General features: G+C 42.4%; 17 protein-coding genes. 9 read left to right on the top strand and 8 right to left on the bottom strand.

Annotation, left to right across the window (positions count from 1 at the left end):
• Nucleotides 1–72 precede the first annotated feature (72 nt).
• Complete coding sequence (locus F2B13_RS15410) at nt 73–603, top strand: TonB-dependent receptor (protein WP_149276682.1); 531 nt, start codon at nt 73–75, stop codon at nt 601–603.
• On the opposite strand, the gene F2B13_RS15405 is transcribed toward F2B13_RS15410, so the two are convergent.
• The 3 genes from F2B13_RS15405 to F2B13_RS15395 form a co-directional block, all read right to left on the bottom strand.
• Complete coding sequence (locus F2B13_RS15405; protein WP_149304620.1) at nt 600–959, bottom strand: hypothetical protein; 360 nt, start codon at nt 957–959, stop codon at nt 600–602. The genes F2B13_RS15410 and F2B13_RS15405 overlap by 4 nt on opposite strands.
• Nucleotides 960–1,012: 53 nt before the next feature.
• On the bottom strand, nt 1,013–2,029 hold the full coding sequence (gene galE, locus F2B13_RS15400; RefSeq protein WP_149276680.1) for a UDP-glucose 4-epimerase GalE: 1,017 nt from the start codon (nt 2,027–2,029) through the stop codon (nt 1,013–1,015).
• A gap of 131 nt (nt 2,030–2,160) precedes the next feature.
• On the bottom strand, nt 2,161–3,315 hold the full coding sequence (locus F2B13_RS15395) for a DegT/DnrJ/EryC1/StrS family aminotransferase (RefSeq protein WP_149276679.1): 1,155 nt from the start codon (nt 3,313–3,315) through the stop codon (nt 2,161–2,163).
• 95 nt (nt 3,316–3,410) lie between these two features.
• Between F2B13_RS15395 and F2B13_RS15390 the strand changes: the two genes are divergently transcribed.
• Genes F2B13_RS15390 through F2B13_RS15380 form a run of 3 tightly spaced genes read left to right on the top strand, consistent with a single transcriptional unit; the run spans nt 3,411 to nt 6,284 of the window.
• Nucleotides 3,411–4,646 (top strand): 3-deoxy-D-manno-octulosonic acid transferase, encoded by a 1,236-nt coding sequence (locus F2B13_RS15390; protein ID WP_149304619.1) that lies wholly within the window; start codon nt 3,411–3,413, stop codon nt 4,644–4,646.
• Between the two features lie 23 nt (nt 4,647–4,669).
• Nucleotides 4,670–4,894: a hypothetical protein gene (locus tag F2B13_RS15385; RefSeq protein WP_149276677.1), complete on the top strand. Its 225-nt coding sequence runs from the start codon at nt 4,670–4,672 to the stop codon at nt 4,892–4,894.
• A 58-nt stretch (nt 4,895–4,952) separates the two neighbouring features.
• A complete protein-coding gene (locus F2B13_RS15380; RefSeq protein ID WP_149276676.1) occupies nt 4,953–6,284 on the top strand; it encodes a sugar porter family MFS transporter in 1,332 nt (443 codons plus the stop codon).
• Between the two features lie 374 nt (nt 6,285–6,658).
• Here the strand turns inward: F2B13_RS15380 and F2B13_RS15375 are convergent, their stop codons facing one another.
• From F2B13_RS15375 to F2B13_RS15355, 5 genes are all read right to left on the bottom strand, one after another.
• Complete coding sequence (locus F2B13_RS15375; RefSeq protein WP_149276675.1) at nt 6,659–8,005, bottom strand: Gfo/Idh/MocA family protein; 1,347 nt, start codon at nt 8,003–8,005, stop codon at nt 6,659–6,661.
• Nucleotides 8,006–8,015: 10 nt separating this feature from the next.
• Nucleotides 8,016–8,894 carry a sugar phosphate isomerase/epimerase family protein gene (locus tag F2B13_RS15370; RefSeq protein WP_149304618.1) on the bottom strand — a complete coding sequence of 293 codons (879 nt, stop codon included), beginning with the start codon at nt 8,892–8,894 and terminating at the stop codon, nt 8,016–8,018.
• Nucleotides 8,878–10,269 carry a 3-keto-disaccharide hydrolase gene (locus tag F2B13_RS15365; RefSeq protein ID WP_149276673.1) on the bottom strand — a complete coding sequence of 464 codons (1,392 nt, stop codon included), beginning with the start codon at nt 10,267–10,269 and terminating at the stop codon, nt 8,878–8,880. Before F2B13_RS15365 ends, F2B13_RS15370 begins: the two co-directional genes overlap by 17 nt.
• 166 nt (nt 10,270–10,435) lie before the next feature.
• Entirely contained in the window at nt 10,436–12,100 is a 1,665-nt protein-coding gene (locus F2B13_RS15360) for a RagB/SusD family nutrient uptake outer membrane protein (RefSeq protein WP_149276672.1), read from the bottom strand.
• 35 nt (nt 12,101–12,135) lie between these two features.
• Entirely contained in the window at nt 12,136–15,285 is a 3,150-nt protein-coding gene (locus F2B13_RS15355) for a SusC/RagA family TonB-linked outer membrane protein (protein WP_149276671.1), read from the bottom strand.
• Between the two features lie 610 nt (nt 15,286–15,895).
• Between F2B13_RS15355 and F2B13_RS15350 the strand changes: the two genes are divergently transcribed.
• The 5 genes from F2B13_RS15350 (at nt 15,896) to proB (ending at nt 19,026) form a co-directional block, all read left to right on the top strand.
• Complete coding sequence (locus F2B13_RS15350; RefSeq protein WP_149276670.1) at nt 15,896–16,756, top strand: sigma-70 family RNA polymerase sigma factor; 861 nt, start codon at nt 15,896–15,898, stop codon at nt 16,754–16,756.
• A 17-nt stretch (nt 16,757–16,773) separates the two neighbouring features.
• A complete protein-coding gene (gene rpsU, locus F2B13_RS15345) occupies nt 16,774–16,968 on the top strand; it encodes a 30S ribosomal protein S21 (RefSeq protein WP_149276669.1) in 195 nt (64 codons plus the stop codon).
• 239 nt (nt 16,969–17,207) lie between these two features.
• Complete coding sequence (locus F2B13_RS15340; RefSeq protein ID WP_149276668.1) at nt 17,208–17,399, top strand: hypothetical protein; 192 nt, start codon at nt 17,208–17,210, stop codon at nt 17,397–17,399.
• A 33-nt stretch (nt 17,400–17,432) separates the two neighbouring features.
• Nucleotides 17,433–18,248 carry a pyrroline-5-carboxylate reductase gene (gene proC, locus F2B13_RS15335; protein WP_149276667.1) on the top strand — a complete coding sequence of 272 codons (816 nt, stop codon included), beginning with the start codon at nt 17,433–17,435 and terminating at the stop codon, nt 18,246–18,248.
• Nucleotides 18,241–19,026: a glutamate 5-kinase gene (gene proB / locus F2B13_RS15330; RefSeq protein WP_149276666.1), complete on the top strand. Its 786-nt coding sequence runs from the start codon at nt 18,241–18,243 to the stop codon at nt 19,024–19,026. Before proC ends, proB begins: the two co-directional genes overlap by 8 nt.
• Nucleotide 19,027 lies beyond the last annotated feature (1 nt).

Below are 19,027 nucleotides of genomic sequence, written 5' to 3'. Positions count from 1 at the left end.
AGACACAAAAATACAACATTTACCATTTCTGGAATGTATCTTAGTATGCAATATTGGAAAAAAGCAAAAATAATGATTAAAAAATGTACCCTATGCAACAAATCGGCATTTACCGTGCTTTTTCTGTTTCTTTTTACCATCTGCTGGGGACAAAACCCATTACAAGGCAACGATTTTTGGAGCAAGGTGCGTTTCGGTGGCGGTATCGGTTTAGGCTTTACTAACGGTGGATTCAACGGATCTATTTCTCCTAGCGCAATCTATCAGTTAAACGACCAATTCGCAGCAGGAGCCAGCCTCAGTTTTACCTATGCCAAATATAATGATAGTAAGTTGGTCGCCTATGGCGGAAGTATTCTTTCACTCTACAACCCCTTGCAATTTTTACAGCTTTCCGCTGAACTCGAACAATTAAGAATCAACAGAACACTCGTATTGAACGGGGCTGACCTTGAAAATAATTATTGGTCCCCTGCCCTATTCCTTGGAATCGGTTATACGGATCGAAATTTCACCTTGGGAATTCGATATGATATTTTGTACGATGACGCCAAAAGCATATATGCTAACGCTTGGATGCCCTTTGTACGGGTCTATTTCTAATGTTCGGAATATTTTTCCTTCAGGAAAATCTTTTGCATTTCCCTTAGTAGTATAAGAAAAGATACCTGTTCGGCTACCTCTACCACATCGGTCACCTTGATTTCCTTAAACGCCTTTTCGGGCACATCGATTACATAAAGTAGATTCAGGTATTCTGAAAAGCGCTCCATAATCAATACATAAATCTTTTCGTACAAGAGACTTTTTAGTCCGTCGGGACTTATGCCTTCTTTCAGATCGATGTAAATATTGGCAAGACCAAAATCCTTTTCTAGTTGTGCGACAAGTTTGGCATACAGTCTATTTTCTTGTGCAGTTTTAAGGAGGTGGCTCGTATCGGAAAATTTCAAAACCATACGCTATTTACGAGAACTTGGTAAGCCTTGGTTGTCCATTTGGCCCAAAAAAATTAGTTTCTAATCTTACGCTCCCAATCCCAAGCAGATTTCATCGCCTGATCTAAAGTATATTGGGACTTCCAGCCTAATACTTCATTGGCCCTAGTCGTATCGGCGTAGGCCTTTACGATATCACCAGGCCTTCTATCCACTATCTTATAGTTTAATTTCTGACCAGAGACCCTTTCAAAACTCTCTATTACTTCGAGTACCGAACTGCCTTTGCCCGTACCTAGATTAAAGACTTCATAATTATCGGTATTCTCGCCTTTCAGTAAGCGCTGCAGCGCCTTTACATGGGCTATGGCCAAATCTACGACATAAATGTAGTCTCTTATACAAGTACCATCTTCCGTGGGGTAGTCGTCTCCAAAAACGGAAAGCTGCTCACGCAGGCCAACCCCCGTTTGAGTGATAAAAGGCACTAGATTCTGGGGTACACCTATAGGCAATTCCCCGATTTCAGTACTGGGATGTGCCCCCATCGGGTTAAAATAACGCAAGGCGATGGCATTCAAATTTGGGGTGACCCGACAGGTATCCCTGATAATTTCTTCCCCAATCTGTTTGGTATTACCATATGGTGATTCGGCAGGTTTGACCGGAGCATCCTCGGTAATCGGCATATTATCGGCCTGCCCATAAACAGTACAGGAAGAGCTGAAAATAAAACAAGATCGCTGTTGGTGAGAAAGCTCTTTCAAAAGATATACTAGCGTACCAATATTATTCTCATAATAAAGCAAAGGTTTCTCGACACTTTCTCCCACCGCCTTGGAAGCCGCAAAATGAATGACCCCCGCTATATCTTTGTACTTTTTAAAGAAAGATTGAACCTTTTCCCTCTCTTTTAAATCAATTTTTTCAAAGTGCGGCGTTATACCGGTAATGGCCGTGATTCCTTTCAGCACATTTTCAGAGGCATTCGAACAGTCGTCTATAATGACAACCTCAAATCCCTTTTTTTGCAACTCTACGACAGTGTGAGACCCAATAAATCCAAGACCTCCAGTAACAAGTATTTTCATTTATATAACAACTTTAACTTTCCGTTTTCACTCCTATGGAGCTACACCTATTATCACACTAGCACACCCATTAATACTTAAAAAACAAGGTTCCAAGTGATTTGCACTGAATTGAAGAAATAGCTTCATCACTATCCATTTACAAAATCAATGACCGTTTTGGTTATGTACTCGATCTGATCATCTTCAAGCTCTGTGTGCATAGGTAAGGAGATAACCTGTTGTACCAGTTGATTCGTCACCGGAAAATCTTCTTCCCTGTACCTACTATCGGCGTATGCTTTTTGCTTGTGTAATGGAATAGGGTAATATACGCCACACGGAATTCCTTTTTCTGCGAAATGTTTGACGAGACCATCGCGTTTGCCGTTAGTAATCTTTAACGTGTATTGATGAAATACATGACAATCACAGGTGTCGCAAATTCCTTCACAGTCATTGACCGTTTTAGGAACAACGATATTTTCTTGCCCTTTAAAAGCTTTGGAATACTTTCGAGCTGCATCTCTTCGCTTACCGCAATACTCATCTAACTTGGGCAACTTGGCCCTCAATACGGCCGCTTGAATAGAATCTAACCTGGAATTCACCCCGACCACATCGTGATGGTATCGTTCGTACATACCGTGATTGACGATACCCTTTAAGGTATGCGCCAACGCATCGTCATTGGTAAAGATCGCTCCCCCATCACCATAGGCTCCTAGGTTTTTAGAGGGGAAAAATGAAGTTGCACCAACGTGGCCGATGGTACCTGCTTTTTGCTTTTTACCGTCGCTAAAGGTGTAGTTTGCCCCAATGGCTTGGGCATTATCTTCTATCACAAAAAGGTTATGCTTTTCGGCCAAGGCCAAGATAGCTTCCATATTTGCACACTGCCCAAACAAATGTACGGGAACGATGGCTCTTGTCTTAGGGGTAATGGCCCTTTCTATGGCTGCAATATCAATATTAAAATTATCAGGGTATACATCGACCAAAACCGGGGTCAACTGCAGCAGCGCTATGACCTCCACGGTTGCGGCAAAGGTAAAATCGGCGGTAATGACTTCATCACCGGGCTTCAACCCCAACCCCATCATGGCTATTTGAAGAGCATCTGTGCCATTACCGCAAGGAATAACATGTTTTACACCAAGATATTCTTCCAAATCACCCTGAAAAGCTTTAACCTCAGGACCATTAATAAAAGTAGAGTTTTCAAGGATCGAAGCAATGGCCGAATTCACCTGCTCTTTAATACCTTGATATTGGCCATCGAGATCGACCATTTGAATTTTCTTCATTTGACATGAATATTTTTGAGTCTACGCAAAAATACGAAACCAACAGCTATGATTTTCTGTAAAGAAGCTTAATTTAGCTCAAAATTTATGTACCTGTGGGCGTCATTTACAACCTAGTGACCAAGGTTTCTTGGTTCTTCCTTCAGATTATCGCCATTTTCAATTCAAAAATCAAACTATTTGTCAAGGGAAGAAAACAGTCCTTTACTATTTTAAGAAATCGTCTTTCAAAAGACGATAGCACCTTTTGGGTGCATGTGGCTTCATTGGGAGAATTCGAACAAGGGCTTCCCATCATTGAAAAACTCCGGTCGACATACCCCTCCTACAAGATAGTCGTCACCTTTTTTTCTCCATCGGGGTATGAGATCAAAAAAGATACTACCTCTGCGGATGCGGTCGCCTATTTACCTATCGATAGTAAAAAAAACGTGGCACTGTTTCTTGATATCGTACAACCGAAAGTGGCTATTTTCGTGAAATACGAGATCTGGCCTAATTATATGAAGGCTCTTAGGAACAGACATATCCCCACCTTATTGGTTTCCGCCATTTTTAAAAAAGATCAAATATATTTTAAATGGTATGGTCATTTTTTAAGGCAAGCCCTTCGGCAATTCGACCATTATTTTGTGCAGGACGAAGCCTCAAAGCAACTTTTAGCAACCATTCAAATAAAGGAGGTATCCGTTTGCGGAGATACACGGCTTGACAGGGTGTCCGAAATATTGGACCGTGACAATGCCTTGGATTTCATGGAAACCTTCAAAAAAAATAAAACTTGTTTTGTTGCCGGAAGCACATGGCCCCAAGACGAGGCCTTATTGATCGATTATATCAATAGTTCTCCAAAAGGGATCAAATATGTACTTGCGCCGCACAATATTAAAAAAGAGCAGATACTTGGCCTTGCCGGCTCCATAACAAAAAAGAAAGCGCTATTCTCCAACTTTGCCGATGTAAATGTGGGCGATTGCGAAGTACTTATCGTAGATACCATCGGCCTGCTCACCAAAATTTATAGCTACGCCGATATCGCATATGTCGGCGGAGGCTTCAAAACAGGACTTCACAATACCCTAGAACCGGCTGTTTTTGGTGTTCCGGTAATTATCGGTCCGAACTACAAGGGTTTCAAGGAAGCGGAAGAATTGGTAGCACAAAAAGGAATAGTATCCATTTCGGATGCCTGGGGATTTAGTGAGCTTATGAAGAAACTAGTAGAAGACCCTGAGCTTCGCAAAAAAATGGGAAGAATAAACTCCCAATATATCGCAAGGAACAAGGGAGCTAGCGTCCAAATCATGAATTACATACGTACATATTTCTGATATTCCTTAGCGATCGGAAATTTATGTCAAAATATCTCGTCCTTATTTGCTCACTGTTCATGGCCTTGGCATGTAATGAGACTACCGAGGACAAGAACAGCTCCCATCCTAAAAATCCCACCTTTAAAGACGAGGAAATCAAATGGCGTCAAGAGCAAGACTCGCCGCTAGACTCCTTAAAAAAACTAAAAAAGAAGAAGGAAACGAAAAGCGGTGACAGTTTAAGGCCCAAAATAGCCTTGTACTAACAATATTGCAAAGTGATGTCGGTTTTTTTGCTAGTTTTACAAAAAACCTCAACCGACCATGAATTCAAAAGTCTTACGAATCTCTTTGATAGCAGCCCTTGCCGGATTTCTATTTGGCTTTGATACCGTAGTAATTTCGGGAGCCGAAAAGAAGCTACAACTCTTATGGAATTCTTCGGATGCCTTTCACGGATCGGTAGTTATCGGTATGGCGCTTTGGGGTACGGTCGTTGGTGCCATTTTCGGAGGAATTCCTACGAACAAAATAGGAAGAAAAAACACCTTGATTTGGATCGGGGTGCTTTATTCGGTTTCGGCTATAGGTTCCGCCTTCGCCAATGATCCCATTACCTTTGCCGTAGCACGCTTCATTGGTGGTCTTGGTGTGGGTGCTTCCACGGTTGCCGCACCCGCTTATATTTCTGAGATAGCACCGGCAAAAGACCGAGGTCGATTGGTCGGTCTTTATCAGTTCATGCTGGTTTTCGGGATACTCCTAGCCTTCGTTTCCAATGCTGCCTTGAGTAATGTAGGCGATAACGATTGGCGCTGGATGGTAGGTGTCGAAGCGTTTCCGGCCATCATCTATACCCTCTTTGTCATTACCGTACCTAAAAGCCCGAGATGGCTATTGACGAAAGGCAGAAAGAAGGAGGCGGAACAAATTCTTGGCTCGATAAATCCGGAATTGAGTATTGACCAACTTGAAGCTGACATGAATGCCGGGGCCAATGAAAGAGGAATCTCCGAAACTATTTTCATGAAAAAATACAGGTTCCCCTTGATGTTGGCTTTTCTTATAGCTTTCTTTAACCAGTTTTCGGGAATTAATGCCTTTCTGTACTATGCCCCACGAATTTTTGAGGCCGCAGGACTCGGAGAGAGTACCGCACTTTTGAGCAGCATCGGAATTGGGGTGACCAATTTGATTTTCACCTTGGTCGGGATTTTTCTTATCGACCGTTTGGGCCGCAGACAGTTAATGTATATCGGGTCTATTGGATATATTATTTCACTTTCTTTGGTCGCAGCGGCGTTTATACTTAAATGGGAGGGCATGGCTGTTCCTATTTTCCTTTTCCTTTTTATTGCCTCACATGCCATTGGCCAAGGTGCGGTGATATGGGTCTTTATTTCGGAGGTATTCCCTAATCACCTCAGAGGCTCAGGTCAATCTTTTGGCAGTTCGACCCATTGGGTTCTGGCGGCGATAATACCTTCTTTGGTTCCCTTCCTTTTTACTGAAATCGGGCCAGGGCCCGTGTTCGCCTTCTTTGCCTTTATGATGTTCTTACAACTCTTGTTTGTACGGTTCCTTATGCCGGAGACTAAAGGAGTAACTTTGGAAGAGCTGAGCAACACGTTGAGCATGAATCGTAAAACTCCTTAGACTTTACATCTTGTCGAATTTAGCGGCCATTCATCTATGGAATATACTTAGAATGAGTATTTTAATCGAAAAAATGTGTCAAAACGAGAATTCATTAATTATTATTGCTTAACTTTAAGAAAACCTTAATATAATGGAAAGAGAGGTTAGCTCTGGCGTAAAGATTCTAAATGGATTTCTTCGAATAATGATAGCTTGTCTGGTACTGATTTTAATTGCCATACCCATTGCTTTCATTCTAGATTTGATTGGAATACTATAATCATATTCGCTGAACGAACTGAGGCATTTTTTAGCTCAGCTAAATTCCTTGGAAGTAAAAAACAAAAAAGACCCGATAATCGGGTCTTTTTTTTCCTCTGAAACTTGTTGCTCTAAGAAAGCTTGGGTTCCCAGCCTTCAGCATATTCCCTTTTCCACCAATCTTGCATGACCTTGTCGTTATTTAAGACCTTACCGGTAGATTTATCGACCATCAAAGTCTCTCCTGCATCTTGGGCCATGTTGCCCAAATGACAAAGCATAGTAGTCGTACTCGCATCTTTGATATCGGAATGTAGGGATTTATCTTGCCGTATGGCCTCGAAAAAATTACTGATATGGTTTACATCGAGACCGCCCTCGCCGCGCGTATTGGTGCCTGCACTTTGGCTTCCTTTCTCCTTCTCCTCCTTGATAAGTTTTCCGTCTAGACCGTAGAGCTTGTAACCCCCACGGCTCAACGTAATAGCACCTTTGCTTCCATAAATCGTGGTTCCCCTTCCTGGTTGATCAGGTTGTATCAAACCACGGCTATGCCCAGTCCATGTGATAAACTTATCATCGCCAAACTTATAGGTCACCTGTTGGTTATCGACAAACTCCCAGTCATCTTCATAGGTATACTTCCCTCCAAAAGAAGTTACGCTATCGGGTAAATCTACTCCCAATGCCCACCTACAAATATCAATTTCGTGGGTCCCGTTATTATGGATTTCACCAGTTCCCCAATTTTTGAACCAGTGCCAATTGTAAGGGTGAATATTGTCACGATAATCTTCCCGAATCGCAGGACCTTGCCACATTTCCCAATCCAAGCCGGCGGGTACCGGAATCTTCTTTCCTGTACCTATCGAACCCCGATTGTTTGAATAGTAGGCTTCGCCTTTATATACGTCTCCAATAATCCCTTCACCAATTTCCTTAACGGCCAAAATCGAAGTATTTGCCGAACGCTGTTGGTTACCCATCTGCACTTTTTTACCGTACTTTTTCTGTGCTTCGACCAACAATTGGTTCTCATGGGGGTTATGGCTACATGGTTTTTCAACATAGACGTGTTTACCCGCTTGCAACCCCATAATGGCCATCGGCGCGTGCCAATGTTCCGGGGTGGCAATAAAAATAGCATCTACCTTTTTATCTTCGAGTACCTTTCGAAAGTCTTTTTCTACTTTGGGGACATACCCAATATTTTCTTGGCACCATGCATTGTGTTCTTCAATAATCTTGTCATCTACATCGCAACTGTACAAGATTTTCGCGTTCGTATCTTGGTGGATTGCCTTGAAATGGGCCTTTGCCCTACTGCGCACCCCAATGACCGCACAATTAATTTGATCATTGGCCCCAAGTATACGGGAATAACCGGACGCGGTCATGGCATTGATACTGCCACTGAAAGCGATACCTGCTGCACCAGCCGATGCTTTTTTTATAAAATGTCTTCTGTTCGAACTCATAATGATTTATTTATACTGTTGCTAAAATACCTTTTACATATCCAATAGATTCCATCATTCCAGGAAGGGGGTCGTTCTCTTCGGCTTCGTATTCCAAAGCCAACGTACCTTGATATTGCAATTTTGATACCGTTTTCAAAAATGCGGGAAAATCTATAACGCCCCGGCCTATAATACAGGTCTCACCATCGGCCTCGGAAGCAGTTACATCTTTCAAGTGAATGTCATAAACACGATCGAAATATTTAGTAAGATCCTGCACCGGATCTCTTTTGATGCGCTGCGTATGGCCGATATCAAGACAAAGCCCCATACGTTTATCCCTATTTCTAATTTTTGCATAGGCACTTTCCGCACTCGGATACAGATCATCCCCTGGGCCATGGTTGTGAATCGCCAATTTAATATTATAGGCCTTGACCTTATTCTCTACATAATCGAGTAATTGATGCTCCGGAACTCCTATAATCATATCCAATGCTGCCGTCTTTGCATATTCAAAGGCCTGATCGACTTCAGCTTCAGTTTTCATATAGATAACGCCTGCACCATATAAATCAACTCCTTTCTCATTACATTGGGCAACGGCCATTTCTATAGTTTCCGAATTAGCATCCAAAGGAAGATGCATACTTTTTAGGGTGATTCGTTCCAAACCGCATCTTAGGGTCATATCAAGCGCCTCGGAGAGCGAAAATTTTCGGAGGGTATAAGAAGCCACACCAAGTTTTACGCTGGTTTTGACATAGGGCATTTGCTCCTTACCCATCTCGGAAGCGAAAAGTGAGCCAGGTACGGAGACAGCTGTCAAACCAAGACATGCCGACAGCCCCCTTTTGATGAAATTTCTTCTTTGGTTCAATTCCACCGCTTTACTTATTTTCTTCATTAATTTCACGGATCTTAATGTTTCGAAATGAAACTAAATCTCCATGATCTTGCAATAGAATATGCCCCTTGTCCGATTCCCCGAAATTAGGCCATTTCTTGTATTTGCTCTCAGACACCAGTTTTTTATAGGCGTCACTCTTTCTTTCGTATTCCAATACTTTGACCCCGTTCAGCCAATGCTCAACATGATTTCCATCCGATACGATTCGAGCTGTATTCCACTCTCCGATAGGGTTAATCGGCTTGTCTGGGTCCGCCTGGATCAAATCATAAAGTGAAGCCACGGTACGACTACCCTCATGATTGCCTAATTTCGCATCGGGATGACGCTGGTCATCTAAAATCTGATATTCTAGACCAATAGAAGAACCCGGTCCCTTGTTGATATCGGTATCTACAAAATACTTGATACCGCTATTCGCCCCCTCGGTCAGTTTGAAATCGACTTTTAACTCAAAATTGCCATACAAATCTTTGGTCACGATATCTCCGCCAGCGGCCGATTCTTCACCTCCTGAAGAAAGCACACTCAATACCCCATCTTCAATCTTCCAGCCCTTCTCGGGAAATTCATCCAAACGGGCACCTCGCCAACCATCGGTCGTCTGACCGTCCCAAAGTAACTTCCAACCATCTTTCTGCTCAGATGTCGTCAGATTATTTTTTGTGACTATAGGTTTTACAGGAGAGGGCTTATTGTACTTTTCAAGACTATCGGTTAATATTTTCACATTTTTCCAGATAATTTCGGTACCTTCTTGCTTATCGTCACCGATCGAATGCACCTGTAATGCAATAAAACCACTTGACGTTTTATCATCGACCAAGTTGGCCGCGGGCACACCATTGATCCATGTTTGAATCGTATCTCCTATAGCCTCTATTCGATAATGGTTCCAATCATTTTGTTTAAAGGCCTTCTGTGCCTCGGGATTGTCGGTCATCGGATTTAGCCACCCTCTTCTTGCCTCATCATATATTCCGGCGCTCCATGCCCTTTCTGAAGGGTCTATTTCAATTTGGTAGCCGTGTACTCTTCCATCGCGATAGTAGGGAAAACTATTGCTTCGTATCTGAATTCCGGAATTCATGGAAGAATCTACCTTATAGTCCAGTTCGAGAATAAAATCATCATACATCTTATCGGTCGTCATAAAAGAATTAGGGGTATCGTGTACCGTACTGCCGACTATCATACCGTCTCTGACTTCATACTTGGCATCACCCCCTTTTTGATTCCAACCGTTCAGTGTTTTTCCATCGAAGAGATCGACCCAGGGAGTATTGTCCTTTGGGGTTTCATTACATGCAGAAAAAAGAACTAAAGCCCCAATTGAAAGGGCATTCCATAGCGTTAACTTGTTTAATTTCATAATTTTTGATATCACTTTTAGGTTTACTTTGGATTGTTTTTCAAGATATGAATTTTAATCAGGCTTTTGAAGAAAACCCAAGTTTTGTTACAATCTTTAATCGACTTAAAAAAATAACAAAAGCCGGTACCCAAGTACCGGCTTTGTTAGCTAGGTATTCAAATAATTATTGTGGATAGCCCGGATTTTGCGGGTAACCACCCAAGGTTCTATCTATTTGGTTTTGCGGAATCGGTCGCACTACATGATAGTCCTGAATATTGGGAGCACCCTCAGGATTGTACTGACGTACTCGCTCAACCAAAGTGCCGGTTCTAGCTAAGTCCCACCAACGATGTCCTTCTCCTACCAATTCGCGGGCTCTTTCATCCAAAAGGAAGTCTAAATCAACTTCACCCGCAGAAACTTGTACGGCAGCCTCCTGTCCGGGCCAAGCAGCTCTGGTTCTTATAACGTTGATATCAGCAGCGGCACCGGCAGCATCGTTTTGCTGCAATCGGGCCTCGGCACGCAATAAATAGGCATCGGCCAATCGCATCAAGATAAAATCACGCTGACCTTGTGTCTTTTGACGATCTGGCCTTGTATCGTCGATCCATTTGTTCATGGGTGGAAACAACCTTTCGGAATATTCATCATCGGTAATCACGATATAAGGTACCTGATCTTGGCGCGATTGTGGCCATAAATCGTTTCGCTGTGGCCCGGGTATATAAATAGCCGTATCACCAATCGACAAGGCTGCCCTTGCGGGCTCGCTACCGACAGCATCCGTAGCGGGCTCATCTTTATTCGCATAAAATACATGTTTGAAAGATTTGTCATATCGTGAGTCAAGATCCCTGTCCCATAACGACAACATAAACTCTGTGGGCCGGTGTCTCTTCCACGGTCTTCCGTTCGCAATATCCCGGGTCATCCCGCGACGCACATCATATTCCATCAGGAAATAAAGATGCCATCGGTTACCAAAGTCATCGATACCACTATCGACCTGAGCCTTCGAATTGGGAATCACAAAAACCATCTCACTGTTTTCTTGGTTACCTATATCCCACAAGTCTGCAAAATCGTCCAACAAGGCAAAGCCGTAATTGTTGATGACATTACTGAACAGAGTCTCTGCCCTTGAGGCATCACTACCTTCGGAAAAGGCAGTATAGCTGCGTGTTAACAAGACCTTACCCAATAAAAACTCGGCAGCTGGTTTTACAGCTCTTCCGTAATCACCGTTTAATGGCTCCGCACCCAAATTGGCTATGGCAAATTCTAAATCAGGTATGATGGCCTGCGCATAGATTTCGGCCTGGGAAGTCTTATTCGCCTCCACTTCAATACCTGTAGTTTCCTCAAGGCTAAGATGTGCATCTCCATAAGTGGTCACAATATTAAAATAGTACAATGCCCTTAAAAAGCGTACCTCAGCCAAAAGAACGGTCTTTTGCGCCTCATCCATTTCCACCTCGGTAGCACGATTAATCACGCCATTGGCCTGGTTGATACCTTGATACCAAGTCGCCCAGGAATCCCTTATGTAGGAAGAAGCAGAATTCAAACTCGTATCGTAAAAGTTAAAGTACTTATGACCTCCATCAGCCCCATTGGTCCAAATATCCGTACCAAAGGTGGTCATGGCCGCCCCCATCTCTTGCCCATAAAAGGGCTTTAAGAAAGAGTAGGTCGCAGTAACTGCATCGTTTAGTCCATCTTCCGTCGTGTAGTAAGAAGCAGCGGAAACATCGGTCACCAGTTCTTCCTCTAAGTAGTCCTCACAAGCGCTGGTCAGTAGCCCAAAGGCCAACAACCACACATAATATATTCTTCTTTTCATAATATTGATATTATTTTTTTTAAATCTCTCCATGATTAAAATGTAGCGCTTAAGGTTAACGAATACATCTTATTACTTGGAATAATACCAGATCCCAAAGAACTGGCACCATTGGCTTCAGTAGGAACACCTATACTGAATGGTCCTGCGTTATTGTCTGATTCTCCAACCTCTGGATCGAACGTCTCGTAGTCGGTTATAAACCACAGGTTCTGTCCGGACAGGGTGAATTTCAAACTCTCCATACCCAATTTATCGGTAATCGAACTCGGTAACGAATAGGCCAGTGAAATATTCCTTAACTTAATAAAGCTCCCATCAAAATAGGTAAGTGTTGAACCGTTTCTAGGGCTTTCCTGATTTTCGTTCGGCCTTGGATTGGCATTGGTCGGGTTATCGATGGTCCAATAATCGACATCCAAGTTATTGTATCGCGCAAATAACGAGTTGTTGCCCGCATGGAAACCGGATTGAATGGTTTGGCCTTGACGAAAATAGAAGAACAAGCCCAATTCCAAGCCTTTATACGAAAATCTGTTGGTCAAACCACCATAGTAATCTGGAGTATCGGTGCCTAGAATCTGGCGGTCATCCGGAGTGATTAAACCATCTCCATCTACATCCCTCAAACGGATTTCCCCAGGTACCTTTTGCTCCTGTGAGTTGGCCAGAGCCACCTCGTCGGCTTGATAGATTCCCACTTTCTCATAATCATAGAATACCTGAATAGGCTCACCGATAAACCAAGCGTTACCAACATCGTCGATAGGGTTGCCATTTTCATCCTTCAACGCCAATTCGGTAATCTCTTCACGATACCCGGCTATATTGAAATCGAGTTTCCAAGAAAACGCATCGGGGTTATCAAAGATTTTCGTACTGACCGCAAATTCTAGCCCTTGAGTACGCGTTGACCCGATGTTCTGCAAGATACTGTTGTATCCCGAAGTTGGTGGTAAACTTCTGTTCAACAGAATATCTACCGTGTTCGTACGGAACCAATCGACGGTACCGCTCACACGACCATTGAAAAGGCCGAAATCCAAACCTATGTCTACAGTTTTGGATACTTCCCAACCTAAACTGCTATTTGGTATTTCAGATAGGGCAAAGCCGAGAACTCCTTCCTCTCCCCAGGCATAAGGCCTACTTCCTAACCTTCCCGCAGTCTGATATGGATTTACCGAGGTGTTACCTACCTCCCCATACGAACCTCTTAACATCAATTGGGTCACCGATGTATCGGCTAAGAAAGGCTCTTCCGAAATCCTCCATCCGACGGAAGCCCCTGGGAAATAATTCCATTTATTGCCCTCCGCCAACCTTGACGATCCATCCGCCCTTAAAGAGGCTTGGAATAAATACTTACCTCCAATATCGTAATTCAATCGTCCCATGAACGAAGCTAGTGTCCATTCGGTTAATCTTGAGGCTACGTTTCTATTGGCAGCGGAACCTAGATTAAAAAACTTTTGGGATTCATAAGGAATACCCGTTACAGAAGCATCGGTTATTTCTGTTCGCGAACTCTGAACACTCTGCAGTAACGTTACCTTAAGGTTTTGATCTGTAAATATTTCTTTATCAAAAGTCAACAAGTTTTCGATCGTATAGGCAAAGTTATCGGAGTGGGTCACAGAGGCATCCCCTGGTCCACCACGGTTATCGTTGGTCAAACTACCTCGGAACTGACCTCTACGGCCCAAACGAATATCAGGACCAAAAAGCGTCTTCCAGTCTAGGCCGTCCGCGATATGGATATCCAAAGAGATAGGAGCGAAAATTCGTGTCCACTTTCGTTCATCGATGTAGGCTCCGGGCACCAATTCATTCAAGGGATTGGTTCGAATACCATCGTTCGTCGGTAAAAATCGAAGTTCGCCATCTTCATCATAGGGTACACCCAAGGGGTTGTTGGCCAAGGCTTCACCCATGGTTGCATTCGACCCCCAATTCTGAATAGAATGAGCGATGAGGAAAGAAGCTCCAATTTTGAAGATATCATTGATTCGATGATCTACATTAAGTCGACCTGAAAAACGCTCATAATCCATATTGCTAATAATACCCTGCTCTTTGAAATAGCCAATGGAAGAATTAAAGGTAGTATTTTCAGAACCGCCACTTACTCCAAGCTGATGATTGGTCTGATAGCCTGAGCCCAAGACCAAATCAAGATAGTCGGTAGAGCGACCTTGCTCTAGCGACTCCAATTCAATTGGATCAAAAAATACATCGGTATCAGGAGGAATGGTTCCATCCCACGAAGAACGTCGGGCTTCCCGTTTCATGGCCGCGTATTCCTCACCGTTCATCATATCTACTAAACGTGATGCCGAAGTAATTCCGTACTGGCTGCTATACCGTACTTGGGTCTTACCGACCTTTCCACGGTTGGTAGTTACCAAAATAACCCCGTTCGCACCCCGCGAACCATATACCGCCGTTGCGGCGGCATCTTTAAGCACCTGCATGGAGGCAATATCCTGTGGGTTAATATCCGACATCGATTCAGAACCATCGATCAACGGAATACCATCTACCACATATAAGGGGTCGTTGGAAGCCGTTACCGATCGTCGACCTCTTATACGTACGGTCGACGTTTGACCTGGTCTACCACCGCCAGCTTGAATATCGACCCCAGAGATCTGCCCTTTTACGGCATCGATAGTACTAGAGGTCTGAACAATTCCGATTTGCTCGGCATCAACCGATGCAATGGCCGCGGTTACCTCCCCTTTTTTCTGGGTACCATAACCGACCACTACCACCTCATCAAGGAGGGCAGAGTCTTCTTCCATTGAAACATTGACCGTTGATCGATTGTTGATCACAACCTCCATTCTTTTGAAACCAATGTAACTGAAAATAAGTGTCGCGTTAGCTTCTGCCGATATGGAATAGTTACCATCGAAATCGGTAGTCGTTCCCCGTGTAGTTCCTTTGACCACTACACTGGCTCCGGCCAATGGAATTCCAGAGGCATCCGTAACCGTTCCGGTTACGGTAGTTTGATAAGGATTTAATGAATTTGTCTCGTAAATAATTCTTTCATCCGCATTCAGTGTATTCGATTGCACAGATGAAAAGGGAAGTGTCACTAAAAATAGCAGTAGTACACTGTGAAAGTTGATTTTTAGCTCACAGCACAAAACATTCCCCCTACTTGTGGAATTTTTCATAAAAAGTTAGTTAAATGTTAGTTGAATAAAGAAATTTCCAAAGAGTCATTACATTTCGTTTTCACGAAATCGTCATATAATATCATTTTTTAATCATAGCCTATTTTTTTAGTTATTATTTGGTTCTTTTTCAAATTCGATTACGAATCCTTTTATCATAAAATAGTGTTAAAAACACACTTACTATGAGCGAAAATAGGTTTCCCATTTCAATTACACAAGTAAAAATAAAATTTTAAGGCTATAAAATTACGAATGTTTACAAAAAAAACATTTTCAATTAGCAATTCAACAATGAATATTGATAAATTTTGACAATTGGCCTTGTGTTAAATTTTTTAAGAAAAAACCACCTAATCCCTATGTGGCATTAGTTTATAGCCCAAATGCATTTGCTCGAAGACAATTCGGGAACGCACCCTATTCATCGGTTTGAAGAATATTCTGATAACAGCTAGTACACTATTGTTTTACGAGACCCAATATCTTTTTAGGTAACAAAAACCTGCGTTTGCCATTATTTGAATGGCAAAGCCAAAGAAAAGCCTCACTAAATTTGGATTTCTGCCTGAAAATCGTACGTTACTAGATGTAGAATCTAAAGACATCTATGCGTCAACTAAAGATTACAAAACAAATAACAAGTAGAGACTCTAAATCACTGGAAAAATATTTTCAGGAAATAAGTAAAATCGAGCTCATAAGCGCAGAGGAAGAAGTTGAACTTGCGAGAAGAATACGCAATGGGGATCAAGCCGCCCTTGAAAAATTGGTGAATGCCAACCTCCGTTTTGTGGTTTCGGCTGCCAAACAATATCAAAATAGGGGTCTTAGACTTTCCGATCTGATCAACGAGGGGAATATCGGACTGGTCAAAGCCGCCAAACGCTTTGATGAAACCAGAGGTTTCAAATTTATCTCCTATGCCGTTTGGTGGATTCGCCAATCCATCCTTCAGGCCATCTCCCAACAATCAAGGGTTATTCGATTACCATCAAACAAACTTGGTACCATTCGTAAAATTTATAAAGTCTACTCCAACCTCGAGCAAACGCTAGAACGCCCCCCCAGCGCACAAGAAATAGCCCATGAAATCGATATGAGCGCGAGTCAGGTCAAAAGTGCCATAAAGAATTCGGGCAAGCAGCTGTCTATGGACGCTTCTTTCAAGGAAGGGGAGACATCGAATCTTTATGATGTGGTGGCTTCGAAAGAAGCGATAAACCCAGACAAAAAAGTGATGAAAGACTCTCTTTTGACCGACATTGATGAAGCACTTAATACGTTACCACAAAAGGAAAGCGATATTATCAGGCTTTATTATGGTATCGGGGAGGGAAATCCGATGGGTCTGGTCGAAATTGGAGAGATTTTCGATATCTCACGAGAACGCATAAGACAAATTAAAGAAAAAGGCATAAGGCTTTTGCGCCATAAATCACGCAACAAAGTACTTAGGTCATATTTATAAAAATAAAAACAAGCAATATGTTGAAGATAGAATTGAAAGAAGGAGAAAGCATCGATAGGGCACTAAAGCGGTACAAAAGAAAATATAGAAAAACCCAAGTGCTTCAAAACATCAAGCAAAGGGAACATTATGTCAAACAATCTACCCAAAATCGGGAGATGATAAAAAAAGCAGCTTATCGACAGAAATATGAGCTTGAAAATGAAGAATAGCTACATAAAGGTGTACCGGCATATTTACTGAAAAGAGCTAGCTGAGCGCCATAAATCTACAAACCACCGAAGCTATCTGATAGTTTTGTAGCCCTACGTATGGGTCGAAAGAAAGGATGAGTACTTCTATCTTTTAGGTGATAAACATATGGCCTTAGTCAAATAACAAAATCTTAACACGAATAACTTGTATACAAAGGCCAAACTTTTAGGTTAGGGCCGGAACCAATAATTAACAAATGAAATTTTTGTACGTCAAAAGAAAAACCAGAACAGAAAAACGCTATACGGCTCAAATGGGTATGTTGACCACCAAGGTCATCTATGTTAAAAAGTACATTTTTGGACTACCTATAAAGACCTTGTATAAATACCGCCAAACCTACTACGGTCAAATCAAAAATTGCGACGACTGTCTTCTTTTTGTCTAAATGACCCACCGATAATCAACTAAAAATTCATTTATGAAAGTGCTAGTAATAGGAGCAGGAAACATGGGGCTCACCTATGCCGAAGGCATGTCGAAATCTAGACTGCTCAAGAAAAAAAACATTATGGTGCTCGACAGTTCCGAAGAGAAACTGAAAGAGCTTCATCAGATTTCACATTTTGATGCCTATGATACCTTGGAGGATTGTGTTCCCGAGGCAGATATCATTTTTATTGCAGTAAAACCGTATCATGCCGAAAAGTTGTTTCACAAGGTCAAACCTTTGGTGAAGCCGGGACAGCTATTAATTTCAATCATGGCTGGTACCACCATCGATACTATTAAAAGAGCGACAGGCTTGACTAAAATCGTAAGGGCGATGCCAAATTTACCCGCTCAAATAGGCAAGGGATTGACTTCTTATGTGGCTTCTTCGGAAGTGTCAAGAATCGAACTGTTAACTGTAGAAAGTCTTCTCGATACTACAGGTCGCTCTATTCAGGTGAGTGATGAAAATTTTATCGACGCGTCTACCGGAATTTCAGGGAGCGGTCCAGCTTATGTATTTTACTTCATGCAGAGCATGATGGAGGCGGCCTTGCAAATGGGTTTTTCCGAAAACGTCTCAAAGATTTTGGTAAGCCAAACTTTTACAGGTGCCGTAGAATTATTCAACCAAAATAATCTATCCCCAAATTCATGGATGGAAAAAGTAGCCAGTAAGGGAGGTACTACCCGGGCAGCCTTAGATTCAATGCAGGGCAATAAGGTTGGTGAATTAATCAAAGAAGCTGCTTTTGCCGCCTTTGACAGGGCTGTTGAACTCGGAAAAGAAAAGCACCATGTATAAAGAACTAATCGTAGTTAAGGTCGGCACCAACGTCATGACCAATAAAGATAATAGAATAGTAAGACCCGTACTTCGTAGGTTGGTAGAGCAAATCGCAGAGTTGTACGAGCGCGACATACTCACCATATTGGTTTCTTCGGGATCGGTTATCGCTGGAAAAGAGGTACTGGGAAACTCTAATATTAAGGATAAGACCCAAAAAAGACAGGTATATTCCGCTATCGGACAACCCAGAATGATGCGATTGTACTATAATATTTTTCATGATTACGGGATGAAATGTGCGCAAGTATTACCCACAAAACGCGATTTTAGCCCCGGGATACATCGCGAAAACATGATCAATTGCTGCGAAGGCCTACTATCAGAAGGGGTCATTCCAATAGCCAATGAAGATGATGCCGTATCCGTCACGATGTCGATGTTCTCAGATAATGATGAACTTGCCAGTTTGATTGCCCAATTGATGAATGCCGATAGACTTATAATCCTGACCGATATCGATGGATTGTATACAGGGCACCCCCATTCTGAAAATAGTAACCTAATTGAGCACGTAAACCCAGATGATAATCTGGAAAAATACATTAAAGACAGCAATAAAAAGGAAGAAGAAGGAAGAGGTGGAATGGGCTCTAAACTCGACTTTGCCCAGTGCGCAGCTTCCAAAGGTATTTCGACCTACATAGCCAATGGTAAAAAAGACCGTACGATCATTGATATTATAGAAGGAAAAAATGTGGGCACCCGAGTAACCCTAGAACAAACGGAGATTTAGC

Origin of the sequence: Pareuzebyella sediminis, assembly GCF_008367235.1 — a bacterium.
In the GTDB taxonomy this organism is placed as follows: domain Bacteria; phylum Bacteroidota; class Bacteroidia; order Flavobacteriales; family Flavobacteriaceae; genus Pareuzebyella; species Pareuzebyella sediminis.
This window is presented reverse-complemented; position numbering and strand designations above follow the sequence as displayed.